Origin of the sequence: Pseudoalteromonas sp. SG43-6 (assembly GCF_014164365.1) — a bacterium.
GTDB classification, from domain to species: Bacteria; Pseudomonadota; Gammaproteobacteria; order Enterobacterales; family Alteromonadaceae; genus Pseudoalteromonas; species Pseudoalteromonas rhizosphaerae.
Window position 1 is genome coordinate 104,665 of sequence record NZ_JACJEZ010000004.1, and the last position, 13,228, is coordinate 117,892.

A 13,228-nucleotide genomic window follows, 5' to 3' on the forward strand; every position below is an offset into this window, starting at 1 on the left:
GGGGACATTTTTCCAGCTTTTATGCAATTTCCAGCTTGGCTTTGGATGAAAATAAACCACATCTAAGTAATATTACGATTGTTGAAGTTATTTCTCAGCGTGATAACTATTATTTAAAAGTTCAGCTCAATGAGATAGATAATCAGCCTCTATCAAATATTAAGCCTCCTTTTGCATTGCTCACTTTAAAAAACGACCAGAGACTCAAAGTAGGTGATCACGTTACAACGTGGCTTGAATTAGAAAAATATCGCAGCCAAAAAAATTATGATGTGTTTGATAAAGAGCGTTACGCATTTAGTGAGCGACTATTTTTTAAAGGCAAGCAAGTTGGTAGTATTATCGAAATATCTAACAACCATGAATTTGAGCTAATTGAAAAATATCGTAATTTTATCAAACTCACCTACCAGCATAACTCACTAAATTGGCTGTTTTATCCGCTAATGACTGGCGACCGCAGTGCTATGAGTTTTTCACAAAAGCAAGAATTACAGCAATTTGGTATTAGCCATTTATTGGCTATTTCGGGATTACACATTGGCTTGATGTTTAGTATCGGTTTTTTTATAACTCGCTATTTAACAAGCCTTTTTATTTTTGTGGTTAAACCAACTACACAGCAGATCAATTTGTCACTTATTTATAGTTTAGGTGGATTTGTGCTTGCTTTTAGTTATGTGTACTTAAGTGGTTTTATCGTCTCTGCAACGCGTGCGCTGACCATGCTAGGGTGTTATTTAGTTATTTATTACTTTGCTAAGCAGGCACTACGCTGGCGATTTATCTTGTTTGCATTGGTATGTGTATTACTTATTGATCCATTTAGTTTACTTAATCCGGGGCTTTATTTTTCATTCACTGCGGTGGCAATTATCTTTTGGGTTTTTAGTGTTATAACCGTAACCAGCTCTGGCTTTTTAGCCATCATAAAAACACTTATTATTCTACAGTTTGCATTGTTTATTGGTTTACTACCATTATCACTTTATTATTTTAATGGGGTCAGTGTAATTGGCTTAGTTATTAATTTAGTGGCTATCCCATTACTTGGTTTAATTATCATGCCTTGCTTAGTAATGTTTTCTGCTATTAGTGTGTTTTTTGATATTAGCGGGTTGATTAGCGTGTTTGATTCATTATTACAACATATTTATCAACTCTTATTGTTGATCCCGGTTGATTTTCGTTGGTTTGATACCACAAATTTTAGCCAGCAATGGCTTATTAGTAGCTACATTACAGCAATAATTGTGTGTTTTTTGCCCTGGCGTTTATTGGCATGCATACCATTATTACTGGTTGTACTCGATCATTATTTACTGACCAAACCGCGCTGGCAGCTAAATGTATTCGATGTCGGTCATGGCACCATGGTGTTAGTCAGTAATCGAGGTAAAGGTTTTATCTATGATCTTGGCCCAATTTATTTTAATACATTTACGCGGGTCAACAGCACCTTAATACCTTATTTAAAAAGAAACGGCATTGAGGCGGAAGTTGCGCTCATCAGCCACATGGATAAAGACCATGCTGGAGGGCTTATCCATTGGTTAGAGCAAGGTTATCAGCATACTTTTAAATTGCTACAACCAAATGGGCCAGAGCAAGTTTGCAGAGCGGGCGAATATAGTTTTTATGACTTAACCATTACCGTGAGCGAGCCAGCACAGCATTTAATAACTGATAATGATAACTCTTGTGTCGTGCGCATTAGCGATGGCAGGTTCAGTGTTTTGCTTCCAGGTGATATTTCAGCAACAAGAGAAGCGCAACTAATCCAGCAGCAAGGGGTGCTTAAAAGTACGGTATTACTGAGTCCTCACCATGGCAGTAATACCTCATCGAGTGATGCATTTATTGCTGCGGTTGCTCCTGAGATTGTTATTCATTCAACGGCATATAAAGGACAGTGGCAATTTCCACGTACAGAAGTTATAGCACGTTATGCTACACAGCATGCTTTACAATATACAACAGCGAATAAAGGGCAGGTTAAAATTGAATTTTATCCACATCACTACACAGTAAACCTAGCTCGTGAAGATGAAAGTTATTGGTTTCTAAAAGATTGAGTTTAGTTTTGTGCAACTGGAGGCTACAATAGCCACAGATTATGAATAAGAGAGTATTATGGACCAGACTACATCACAAATTTATAAGCGTTTATTGACGTATGTGGGGGATTATAAAAGCGTTGCCATTTTTGCTGTTATTGGCATGATTGGTTACTCAGCGATGGATGCTTTATTTATCCAACTAATGAAGCCATTTATAGATCAGGGCTTAAATCAACGCAACGCTGAAGTATTAAAATACGCGCCATTTGTTGTCATCGCGTTAGTATTTGGCCGAGGTGTTTTTAATTATATCTCGTCTTATTGTTTAAGTTATGTGGGTTCACAAGTTGTCCGTTCGTTACGTCAGCAATTATTTGAGCATATTTTACATTTACCGGTTGCATTTCATGATCAAAATTCAACGGGTGATTTGATTTCAAAAATAACGTTCGATACAGAGCAAGTACAGCAAGCGATCACCAAAGCGATGCTCATTGTGGTCAGAGAAGGCGCGTTTGTGGTGTTTTTGCTAGCTGTGATGTTTTATACCAGTTGGAAGCTGTCGTTAATCTTTTTGGTTATAATTCCCTTAGTGGCCGTTATTGTCTCTGTTGTATCAAAACGTTTTCGCCATATCTCTAAAAACATTCAATCAGCAATGGGACAAGTTACCCGTAGCTCAGAGCAAATGCTCAGTGGTCATAAAGTTATTCATGGCTTTGGCGGTCAAGCGCAAGAAATAACTCAGTTTGCAAAAATTAATAACCATAACCGTCAGCAGCGTATCAAAATGGATGCCACTAAAGCGCTTAGTGTATCTGTGATTCAAATTTTGGCTGCCAGTGCAATGGCCGTTATTCTCTGGGTGGTTTCCATGCCATCAATGATTGATACAGTGAGCTCTGGGGATTTTGTGGTGCTTATTTCATCGATGATGATGTTATTACGCCCTTTAAAGCAATTAGCTAATGTAAATAGTGATTTACAGCGTGGCATATCTGCAGCGCAAAGTATTTTTTTAGTGCTTGATGAAGAGGCTGAAAAAGACGTCGGTACAATTAGTGTAGATAAAGTAAAAGGTATGATTGAAGTTAAAAATGTCACCTTCAATTACCCAACGAAAGCAGAAGCTGTATTAAAAAACTTATCGCTCACTATAAAAGCAGGCGAGAGTATTGCGTTAGTTGGGCGTTCTGGTTCTGGTAAATCAACCATTTCAAACTTATTACCGCGTTATTATGACTTACAACCGCCCAGTGAGATTTTACTCGATGGTGTGCCATTGGCGGATTATAAGTTAACTGATTTACGTCGCCAATTTGCTTTAGTATCCCAGCAAGTAGTGTTATTTAATGACACTATTGCTAATAACATCAGTTATGGCATTGCACGTTCACTTAGCGATGACGAGGTGTTGAATGTGGCAAAACAAGCACATGTGTGGGAATTTGTTAAAGATTTACCCGATGGTCTAAATACCATGGTCGGTGAGAATGGTGTAATGTTATCAGGCGGGCAGCGACAACGAATAGCAATTGCGCGGGCGATATTAAAAGATGCACCAATCTTGATTTTAGATGAAGCAACCTCTGCATTGGATACTGAGTCTGAAAAACTGATCCAGCAAGCTTTAGAAGCATTAATGAAAAATAAAACCTCTATTGTGATTGCCCACCGATTATCAACAATCGAACAAAGCGACCGCATCTATGTTATTGATAATGGTCAAGTGATAGAAAGTGGTGACCACACCAGCTTACTGGCTAATGATGGCACGTATGCAGCGCTTTGCAAGATGCAATTTGGTGATCACGGGTGAGTAAAATAGAACAAAGTTGGTATCGAGAACTAAGCTTTATTACCATATTACTTTTACCACTGAGTGTGTTATTTTGGTTTATAAGTGATCTGCGTAAATTAGCGTATAAGCTAGGTTTAATGAAGGCATACCAAAGCCCTGTGCCAGTTATCGTGGTAGGTAATATTAGCGTTGGTGGTAATGGGAAAACCCCCTTTGTGATCTGGCTTGCGAATTACTTACAGCAGCGTGGCTTAAGAGTTGGCATTATTAGTCGCGGCTATGGCGGTAATAGTGATAGCTATCCACTTACTGTGACTGAGCATACCGACACGACTCAGGCAGGTGATGAGCCGGTACTTATTCAACGCAGGCTTGACTGCCCTGTAGTTGTAGGCCCAGATCGACAAGCGAATATAAAACAATTAATTGCGCATTATCAGCTTGATGTGATTATTTCCGATGATGGTATGCAACATTATAAAATGGCCAGAACAATAGAGTGCTGTATTGTTGATAGTGAACGGCGTTTTGGCAATGGCTTGTTAATGCCTGCGGGGCCACTGAGAGAAACACAAAAACGTTTAAAATCAGTTGACTTAGTTATTGAAAATGGGGGGAACGCCACGTTTAATTATCAGCTAAAAAGTGCTGATTTAGTAAATGTTGCCACTAATATAGCAACTAAAGTCCCGCTTTTGACCGGTCACGCAGTGAGCGCCATTGGTAATCCACAACGTTTTGAAAATAGCTTACGTCAACAAGGCATTACATTGCTAAGTTGCCATCATTTTCGAGATCATTATGGTTATACAGCACAAGATTTCATAAAATTTAATGATGATATAGTGTTTATGACGGAGAAAGATGCGGTAAAATGTCATTCATTTGCAAAACCAACGTGGTATTTTTTACCCGTTGACGCAGAGCCATCCCCTGCGGTGGTTTCTAAACTTAACTTATTACTGAGAGAAAAAGGGATCCTAGATGGCCTTTGATACAAAATTACTTGAAATAATTGCTTGCCCAGTGTGTAAAGGCAAATTACGTTTAGACAAAGAAAACAGTGAATTGATCAGCACAGCTGCAAAACTTGCTTACCCTATTCGAGATGATATTCCTGTATTACTAGAAAATGAAGCGCGTGAATTGAGCTTAGAAGAGATTGAAAAGTGGAATTCGTAGTCGTTATTCCTGCACGCTTTGCATCGAGTCGTCTACCAGGTAAACCACTTGCTGATATTTGTGGCAAACCGATGATCCAACATGTTTATGAAAAGGCGATGGCGTCAGGGGCAAGTAAGGTCGTGATAGCCACCGATCACCAACAGGTTTTTGATGTTGTCAAAGGTTTTACTAATGATGTATTAATGACTCGAGATGATCATCAGTCAGGCACTGAACGGCTAGCAGAAGTTGTTGATTTATTATCTCTCAATAACGATATTATTGTAGTGAATGTACAAGGTGATGAGCCTTTATTAGCCGCTGAAAATGTCTCGCAAGTTGCTGCTTTACTTGCTAATTCAAGTGCGCCAATGGCGACCTTGAGTGCTGCCATTGATAGTGTCGATGAGATCTTTAATCCCAACGCAGTTAAAGTCGTCAGCGATGTAAATAAAAACGCACTGTACTTTTCTCGTGCCAGCATTCCCTATGATCGAAGTCATATGTACACAGGTGAAAATAACGGATTAGACATACAAGATTTTCAACGTCATGTGGGTATTTATGCATACCGCGCTGGTTTTATTAAACAATACATCTCACTGACGCCATCCCCATTAGAGCAACTTGAATCTCTTGAGCAATTACGTGTTTTATATCATGGCTATAAAATAAAAATAGAACAGGCAAAAATAACACCGCAAGCAGGGGTTGATACGCCTGATGATTTAGCGCGTGTAGTCGCTATACTGCAAAGTCATTAAGTGGTGAACACGTTCACATTACTCAAGGTTATAGCAAAGCACCTTGATTTTTATATTATAGAAAAACCTGCCGGGCTTAATTTCCATAGTGAAGAAGGCCCAGGTTTTGTAGTACTGGCTGAGCAACAACTCGCAGAAAAGTTATATGCTGTGCACCGCCTTGATAAAGTGACATCGGGGCTAATAATTTTAGCACGCAGTAGTGAAGCGGCTGCAAAGCTGACAGTTTTATTTACTGCTCATCAAGTTAATAAGTTTTATTTGGCGATAAGTGATTGCAAACCGAAGAAAAAGCAAGGTTGGATCAAAGGGGATATGGCTAAATCACGCCGTAGTACCTATAAGCTACTAACAAGTAAAGAAAACCCAGCCATAACTCGCTTTTATTCTATTAATTTTAAAGCCAATAGAAGGGCATTTATTTTAAAGCCTTACTCGGGTAAAACGCACCAACTACGGGTCGCGCTAAAAAGCCTTTCTGCGCCGATTTTAGGTGATGTAATATACGGTGGTACTGCTGCTGAGCGCACCTATTTACATGCTTTTGCACTAAGTTTTGTGTGGCAAGGTAAACTACAGCAATTTAGTTTGTTACCGCATTACGATGATGAGTTTACAACATTAATTGAACATGAAAATTTTCAGCCTTGGCAGACACCATGGCAACTGGATTGGTAAATGAGTGAAAAAGTAACCGATATCCGTTTTGGTGGTATCAAAAGATTATATGGCAACACTGAATTTGAATGGCTACAACAAGCCCACTTTTGTGTTATTGGTATTGGTGGCGTGGGCTCGTGGGCGGCAGAGGCTCTAGCACGTACTGGAGTTGGTAAAATAACCTTAATTGATCTTGATGATATTTGTGCAACCAACGTGAATCGGCAAATACATGCATTAACAGGCACGGTGGGTGAAGCAAAGGTTGTCGCAATGAAGGCCCGCTGTGAATTGATCAATCCACTGTGTGAGGTCAGTGTTGTCGATGATTTTATTACTTTAGATAATATTCGTGAGCATATAAGTGGTTTTGACTATGTCATAGATTGCATTGATGCAGTAAAAGAAAAAGCGGCATTAATAGCGCATTGTAAACGTAACAAAATACCGGTGATCACCACCGGTGGTGCTGGCGGTCAAACTGATCCGAGTCAAATCACTTTTGGTGATGTAGCAAAGACCACCCATGATCCATTACTGGCAAAAGTCCGATATATTTTGCGCAAGCAGTACAACTTTAGTAGCAATCCAAAGCGAAAATTCAACATCGATTGTGTTTATTCAACTGAGCAATTGGTATATCCAAGTACTGATGGCAGCGTTTGTCATGCTAAACAGGGGGCTGATGGCTCGATGAATATGGATTGTAACAACGGTTTTGGTTCAGCGACTATGGTAACCGGAAGTTTTGGTTTTTTTGTCGCAGCAAAATCAATACGTAAATATTTAGATCGCTGCGCACGTACCGTGAAAAATTAGTTTTTCTGTTCTGCCATGGTTTGAATACGCTCAACCATGGCTTTAATACCGTTGCCTCTGGAAGGACTAAGGTGCTGGATAAGCCCTAAATGATTAAACTGTGCAAATGCGTCAGTGTTAATAGCTTGTTCAGGGGTTAAGCCATTATAAAGCGACAGAATGATCGCTAATAATCCTTTTACTATGCGGGTATCTGAGTCACCAATAATAACTAGGCAATTTTCTTCAAGATCAAAATCCAAATACAGCCAAACTTTACTCTCACAGCCAGGTACAAGGGCATCGCTGGTTTTTAAAACAGCCGGCATAGCTGGTAATTGTTTACCTAGTAGCATTATTTCACGGTATTTTTGTTGCCATGATGGCGAGCTCTCAAGCGATGAAGCAATTTCTTTAAACGTTTTAATCATGTCTTATCCATAATTAGTCTAATAACTCTAAGCAATTTTGCAAAGCAGCGATAAATAAATCAACATCGCTATGGTTATTATAAAATGCAAAGCTGGCTCGAACACTGCCATTAATACCTAAATGTTGCATTAATGGCTGCGCACAATGATGACCGCTGCGAACTGCTATACCATAACCATCTAAAAGTGTTGCTATATCGAAAGGGTGTTCGTCTTTATAATTGAAACAAAGGGTACCAATATTGTTCTCAATGTTGCTATAAACGGTAATTCCTGCGATGGCTTGCAGTTTTTCTGCCGCATAATTAAAAATTACTTGTTCATGAGTATATACATTAGTCTTATTTAAACTGGTTAGATAATCGATTGCAGTTGCAAAAGCGATCACTGCAGCAATGTTTGGTGTACCTGCTTCAAACTTTGCTGGTGCCTGACGAAATATTGTTTTTGCTAATGTTACAGTTTCAATCATTTCGCCACCAGTTTGATACACAGCTAAACTATTTAATCGATCATAGCGACCATATAATCCACCTAATCCGGTTGGGCCGAGCATTTTATGAGCCGAAAAAACATAAAAATCACAACCAAGTTGAGGTAAATTTGGCTGTAAATGCAGCGCAGCTTGCGCACCATCCACTAAGGTAATTGCATCATGGCGTTTTGCGGCATGTAATATTGGGTCAAGATCTGTGATATTACCAAGCGCATTAGACGCGTGAGTGATAGCAAGTACAGATGGCTTATGCTGACTGATGAATTCAACACATGCTTGAACATCAAAGCAGCCATTTTTTTGTAACGGAAGTGCCAGTAGCTTTGCTCCCGTGCGCTTTGCTAACTGTTGCCATGGCACAATATTAGCGTGATGCTCTAAGGCTGAAATGATGATGGTTGAATCATTATCAAGCTGCTCAGTTAAGCCATTCGCCACTAAGTTTATTGCCTCAGTAGCTCCTTTGGTCCAAACTAATTCATTTGCATCGATATTAAAATAATTGGCAACGGTCTGTCTTGCTTGTTCATAGGCATGGGTTGCTTGTTCGCTTAAGGTATGGCGGCCACGATGAACATTAGCATTATTGCGTGCGTAAAATTGCTCAGTCGCGCTGATAACTGACAGTGGTTTTTGTGTGGTTGCAGCCGAATCAAGATAGACCAGCGGTTGCCCGTTGATGAGTTGTTTTAGGGCAGGAAAGTCTGCGCGAATTTTTTCTATATTAAACATAACTTTTCAACACCAAGCACAGCAAAGCCGAATTAAAAACTGAATCGGAATTGTAATGGCTTTGTGATATTTCTCAAGGACTAGATACAAAAAAGGCCGCAAATGCGGCCCTTTTTAGCATTAACTAAAATTAACGCTTGTCTGTCGCTACGTAATCACGGTGTGTGTGACCAGTATATAGCTGACGTGGACGGCTGATCTTATGACCAGGTTGCGATAACATCTCGTCCCAGTGTGTGATCCAACCAACAGTACGTGCCATTGCGAAGATCACAGTGAACATGCTTGTTGGGATACCAATTGCTTTTAAGATAATACCTGAGTAGAAGTCTACGTTAGGGTAAAGTTTCTTCTCAACAAAGTATGGGTCTTCTAAGGCAATTTGCTCAAGTTTCATTGCAATATCCAGCAATGGATCTTGAATATTAAGCTCAGCAAGTACTTCGTGACAGGTTTGACGCATTACAGTTGCACGCGGGTCGAAGTTTTTGTAAACACGGTGTCCAAAGCCCATAAGACGGAATGGGTCCGACTTATCTTTTGCTTTAGCAACGTATTCGTCGATGCGATCAACAGAGCCAATTTCTTCTAACATGTTTAAACATGCTTCGTTAGCACCGCCATGTGCAGGGCCCCATAGTGATGCGATACCCGCTGCAATACATGCATATGGGTTAGCACCAGAAGAGCCAGCTAAGCGTACTGTAGACGTTGATGCATTTTGCTCGTGATCAGCGTGAAGCATAAAGATTTTATCCATTGCTTTAGCAGTCACTGGATTAACTTTATATTCTTCAGCTGGTACAGAAAACATCATATGTAAGAAGTTTTCTGCATAGCTTAAATCATTACGTGGATAAACGAATGGTTGACCTACGTTATATTTGTAAGCCATCGCTGCGATAGTTGGTAGCTTAGCAATTAATTTTACTGCACTTGTTTTACGTTGTATTGCATCAGTAATATCAAGATCTTCATGATAAAAAGATGATAATGCACCAACTACACCACATAGCATAGCCATTGGATGGGCATCAAAACGGAAACCTTGGAAGAAGTTTGCAATTTTCTCATCAAGCATCGTGCTATGTGTAATTTGTGATGCAAAATCAGCATATTGCTCTTTAGTTGGTAACTCACCATTTAGCAGTAAATAACACAACTCAACATAATCTGAGTCTTCGGCTAGTTGTTCAATTGGGTAACCACGGTGAAGTAATATCCCTTTGCCACCGTCGATATATGTAATTGAAGATTCGCAAGAACCAGTCGACATGAAACCTGGATCATATGTGAAATGACCATGAGCACCTAACGTACGTACATCGATTACATCCTGACCAGCAGTACCTTGGTAAATTGGAAGTTCGATTGGATCTAGACCATCAATATGGACTGTGGCTTTCTTATCCGCCATCTATTTATCTCCTATTAAGATAACAACTCTGATTGTTATGTTCTGAATCTGTTTAAGCACATTCTTTTCATTTTAACGTGAAAGAGGGGGTTAAAGTCAATTTTTATAAACATTATGCACAAATGTATAATAAATATTCTCACGGGATTAAATATTATACCATTGGCTAATTCGCAAATAGCTATAACTAAACAAGAATTGTAAAAAGACCTCTGGCTATATATACTATCGAAGGTTTTATACCGTATTGTCTGTAGGTAAACGTTATTTTTACAGCTAATCTTTGCAAAAATGTGAATTTTAGTCGTAACAAAACGCTTTACTTAGATAGTTCCATCAGAAAAATCGTTTTTTGGTGGGTTAAGAAAAACAAGTAGATGAGCTCCTAGTGGGCAAGATGGGCAAGTAACTGTGAAAAAGCAAAGACCTGTAAATCTAGATCTAACAACTATATCTATGCCGGCAGCGGCTAAAGCATCAATTTTTCACCGCGTCACCGGTGTTGCATTATTTTTTGCTTTAACGTTTGTCATTTGGGCTTGGTCAGAGTCTCTTTCTTCAGCTGAAGGTTTTGAATTCGTCAAGGGTCTGTTTAGCGGATTCATTGCCAAATTTATAGCTTGGGGCACCATTTCTGTATTGGCGTATCACCTTATTGGTGGTATCCGTCATATCATTATGGATATGGGACATTGGGAAGAACTTGAATCAGGTAACCTTAGCGCTAAAATTGCAATGGCACTTGGCGTTGTGGCTTCTGTATTAGCAGGGGTGTGGATATGGTTTTAAATCAAGCAACTCTAAAACGTGACGGCATACAAGATTATGTCTCGTTACGTACCACGGCACTAGTAATTACCGCGTATGCGATTTTTATTATTGGCTACTTCTTATGTACACCAGAAGTCACTTTCGAAGCATGGCAAGGCCTGTTTTCAAACCTAGCAATGAAAGGGTTCACACTAATTACCCTTGTTTGCATTATGGTTCATACCCGTATTGGCCTTTGGCAAGTACTGACTGACTACGTTAAATGCGCAAAATTGCGTGCTGTTTTAGGTTTTGTTTTGAACCTAATGGCCGCTGCATACGTAGCAATTGGTCTAATCGTTCTATGGGGTGTTTAAGTGAAATATTCTGTTCGTGAATTTGATGCCGTCGTGATTGGCGCAGGTGGTGCGGGTATGCGCGCGGCACTTGCAATCACTGAATCAGGTAAAACCTGTGCACTTATCTCTAAAGTTTTCCCAACGCGTTCACACACTGTGTCTGCACAAGGTGGTATTACGGTTGCGCTGGGTAACTCACATGAAGATAACTGGGAATGGCACATGTACGATACCGTTAAAGGTTCCGATTTCATCGGTGACCAAGACGCTATCGAATATATGTGTAAAACTGGCCCAGAAGCAATTACTGAATTAGAAAACATGGGTCTACCGTTTTCTCGTTTTGAAAATGGCCGTGTTTACCAACGTCCTTTCGGTGGTCAATCGAAAAACTTTGGTGGCGAGCAAGCAGCACGTACCGCGGCTGCGGCTGACCGTACAGGTCATGCGTTATTGCACCTTCTTTATCAACAAAACGTTAAAAACAAAACCAATGTATTCTCTGAGTGGTATGCATTAGATTTAGTTAAAAACGATGATGGTAATGTAGTTGGTTGTACTGCTATTGATATTGAAACAGGCGAAGTTGTTTATTTCAAATCAAAAGCTGTGGTACTAGCAACAGGTGGTGCGGGTCGTATCTTCGCTTCAACTACTAATGCTCACATTAACACTGGTGACGGTGTTGGTATGGCGACACGTGCTGGCATTTCTATGCAAGACATGGAAATGTGGCAGTTTCACCCAACCGGTATTGCTGGTGCGGGTACGCTAGTAACGGAAGGTTGTCGTGGTGAAGGTGGTTATCTTTTAAATAAAGATGGCGAACGCTTCATGGAACGTTATGCACCGAATGCGAAAGACTTAGCGTCACGCGATGTTGTTGCCCGTTCAATGATGACAGAAATTCGTGAAGGTCGTGGTTGTGATGGTCCTTGGGGTCCACACATTAAGCTTAAACTTGATCACTTAGGTGAAGAAACGCTTAACCTACGTCTTCCAGGTGTATGTGATCTTGCTAAAACATTTGCTCACGTTGACCCTGCAAAAGAGCCAATTCCAGTAATCCCTACTTGTCACTATATGATGGGTGGTGTGCCAACCAATGTAAATGGTCAAGCGCTACAAATCGATGCTAACGGCAACGAAAAAGTAGTTGAAGGTTTATTTGCTGTTGGTGAAATTGCCTGTGTATCTGTACACGGTGCAAACCGCCTAGGTGGTAACTCATTACTTGATTTAGTTGTATTTGGGCGTGCTGCAGGTAACTTCCTTGGCACTTACCTAAATGACGTTGAAGTATCAAAAGATGCCTCAGAATCAGATTTAGACGCTGCACTCGCTCGTTTCAATCGTTGGGAGAACTCAACAGTTGGTCAAGGCGAAGATCCAGTACAAATCAAGAAAGACCTACAGCAGTGTATGCAACTTAACTTCTCGGTATTCCGTGAAGGTGAGTCAATGGCAGCCGGTCTAAAAGAGCTTAAAGAAATTCGTGAACGTCTGCAGCATGCGCGTCTTGATGATAAATCATCAGACTTCAACACTGCACGTATCGAATGTCTAGAGTTAGATAACATGATGGAAACAGCATACTCAACAGCAGTTGCTGCAAACTTCCGTACAGAAAGCCGTGGTGCACACTCTCGCTTTGACTTCCCAGATCGTGATGACGAAAACTGGTTATGTCACTCAGTATTCAATCCGGTAACGGATGAAATGAGCAAGCGTGATGTAAACTATGCGCCGAAACTGCGCGAAGCATTTCCACCTAAAGCACGTACCTACTAGGAGCG

The 13,228-nt window shown here is 40.2% G+C and carries 13 protein-coding genes; 10 read left to right on the forward strand and 3 right to left on the reverse strand.

The window, feature by feature from the left end; translation table 11 throughout:
* Nucleotides 1–41 precede the first annotated feature (41 nt).
* The 7 genes from H5201_RS02695 to tcdA are packed head-to-tail and all read left to right on the forward strand — an operon-like array spanning nt 42 to nt 7,268.
* The gene (locus H5201_RS02695) at nt 42–2,075 is read left to right on the forward strand and encodes a DNA internalization-related competence protein ComEC/Rec2 (RefSeq protein WP_259399647.1); all 2,034 of its coding nucleotides are present in this window, start codon (nt 42–44) and stop codon (nt 2,073–2,075) included.
* Nucleotides 2,076–2,133: 58 nt separating this feature from the next.
* On the forward strand, nt 2,134–3,879 hold the full coding sequence (gene msbA / locus H5201_RS02700) for a lipid A export permease/ATP-binding protein MsbA (protein ID WP_182783662.1): 1,746 nt from the start codon (nt 2,134–2,136) through the stop codon (nt 3,877–3,879).
* Nucleotides 3,876–4,856 carry a tetraacyldisaccharide 4'-kinase gene (gene lpxK, locus H5201_RS02705; RefSeq protein ID WP_182783665.1) on the forward strand — a complete coding sequence of 327 codons (981 nt, stop codon included), beginning with the start codon at nt 3,876–3,878 and terminating at the stop codon, nt 4,854–4,856. The genes msbA and lpxK overlap by 4 nt, the downstream gene beginning before the upstream one ends.
* Nucleotides 4,846–5,043 (forward strand): Trm112 family protein, encoded by a 198-nt coding sequence (locus H5201_RS02710; protein ID WP_145233843.1) that lies wholly within the window; start codon nt 4,846–4,848, stop codon nt 5,041–5,043. Before lpxK ends, H5201_RS02710 begins: the two co-directional genes overlap by 11 nt.
* Nucleotides 5,031–5,789, forward strand: coding sequence for a 3-deoxy-manno-octulosonate cytidylyltransferase (gene kdsB / locus H5201_RS02715; protein ID WP_149981069.1), 759 nt, complete (start codon nt 5,031–5,033; stop codon nt 5,787–5,789). Before H5201_RS02710 ends, kdsB begins: the two co-directional genes overlap by 13 nt.
* Nucleotides 5,790–6,467 (forward strand): TIGR01621 family pseudouridine synthase, encoded by a 678-nt coding sequence (locus H5201_RS02720; protein WP_182717867.1) that lies wholly within the window; start codon nt 5,790–5,792, stop codon nt 6,465–6,467.
* Nucleotides 6,468–7,268 (forward strand): tRNA cyclic N6-threonylcarbamoyladenosine(37) synthase TcdA, encoded by an 801-nt coding sequence (gene tcdA, locus H5201_RS02725; RefSeq protein WP_182730946.1) that lies wholly within the window; start codon nt 6,468–6,470, stop codon nt 7,266–7,268. It begins immediately after the preceding gene.
* Here tcdA and H5201_RS02730 read toward each other — a convergent pair.
* From H5201_RS02730 to H5201_RS02740, 3 genes are all read right to left on the reverse strand, one after another.
* Nucleotides 7,265–7,678 (reverse strand): SufE family protein, encoded by a 414-nt coding sequence (locus H5201_RS02730; protein ID WP_145233851.1) that lies wholly within the window; start codon nt 7,676–7,678, stop codon nt 7,265–7,267. The genes tcdA and H5201_RS02730 overlap by 4 nt on opposite strands.
* Nucleotides 7,679–7,691: 13 nt before the next feature.
* Complete coding sequence (locus H5201_RS02735) at nt 7,692–8,906, reverse strand: aminotransferase class V-fold PLP-dependent enzyme (RefSeq protein WP_182739259.1); 1,215 nt, start codon at nt 8,904–8,906, stop codon at nt 7,692–7,694.
* A 130-nt stretch (nt 8,907–9,036) separates the two neighbouring features.
* Nucleotides 9,037–10,323 (reverse strand): citrate synthase, encoded by a 1,287-nt coding sequence (locus tag H5201_RS02740; RefSeq protein WP_182739260.1) that lies wholly within the window; start codon nt 10,321–10,323, stop codon nt 9,037–9,039.
* Nucleotides 10,324–10,734: 411 nt separating this feature from the next.
* On the opposite strand from H5201_RS02740, the gene sdhC reads away from it, so the two are divergent.
* Genes sdhC through sdhA form a run of 3 tightly spaced genes read left to right on the forward strand, consistent with a single transcriptional unit; the run spans nt 10,735 to nt 13,223 of the window.
* Complete coding sequence (gene sdhC, locus H5201_RS02745; RefSeq protein WP_084448108.1) at nt 10,735–11,112, forward strand: succinate dehydrogenase, cytochrome b556 subunit; 378 nt, start codon at nt 10,735–10,737, stop codon at nt 11,110–11,112.
* The gene (sdhD, locus tag H5201_RS02750; protein ID WP_169017830.1) at nt 11,103–11,450 is read left to right on the forward strand and encodes a succinate dehydrogenase, hydrophobic membrane anchor protein; all 348 of its coding nucleotides are present in this window, start codon (nt 11,103–11,105) and stop codon (nt 11,448–11,450) included. The genes sdhC and sdhD overlap by 10 nt, the downstream gene beginning before the upstream one ends.
* On the forward strand, nt 11,451–13,223 hold the full coding sequence (gene sdhA / locus H5201_RS02755; RefSeq protein ID WP_182717863.1) for a succinate dehydrogenase flavoprotein subunit: 1,773 nt from the start codon (nt 11,451–11,453) through the stop codon (nt 13,221–13,223).
* Nucleotides 13,224–13,228: the final 5 nt, after the last annotated feature.

Excerpts from the sequence above, each read along its gene's own strand:
- tcdA (WP_182730946.1), top strand. The coding sequence starts at position 6,468 with ATGAGTGAAAAAGTAACCGATATCCGTTTTGGTGGTATCAAAAGATTA.
- H5201_RS02730 (WP_145233851.1), bottom strand. The coding sequence starts at position 7,678 with ATGATTAAAACGTTTAAAGAAATTGCTTCATCGCTTGAGAGCTCGCCA.
- H5201_RS02710 (WP_145233843.1), top strand. The coding sequence starts at position 4,846 with ATGGCCTTTGATACAAAATTACTTGAAATAATTGCTTGCCCAGTGTGT.
- H5201_RS02735 (WP_182739259.1), bottom strand. The coding sequence starts at position 8,906 with ATGTTTAATATAGAAAAAATTCGCGCAGACTTTCCTGCCCTAAAACAA.
- H5201_RS02740 (WP_182739260.1), bottom strand. The coding sequence starts at position 10,323 with ATGGCGGATAAGAAAGCCACAGTCCATATTGATGGTCTAGATCCAATC.
- sdhD (WP_169017830.1), top strand. The coding sequence starts at position 11,103 with ATGGTTTTAAATCAAGCAACTCTAAAACGTGACGGCATACAAGATTAT.
- msbA (WP_182783662.1), top strand. The coding sequence starts at position 2,134 with ATGGACCAGACTACATCACAAATTTATAAGCGTTTATTGACGTATGTG.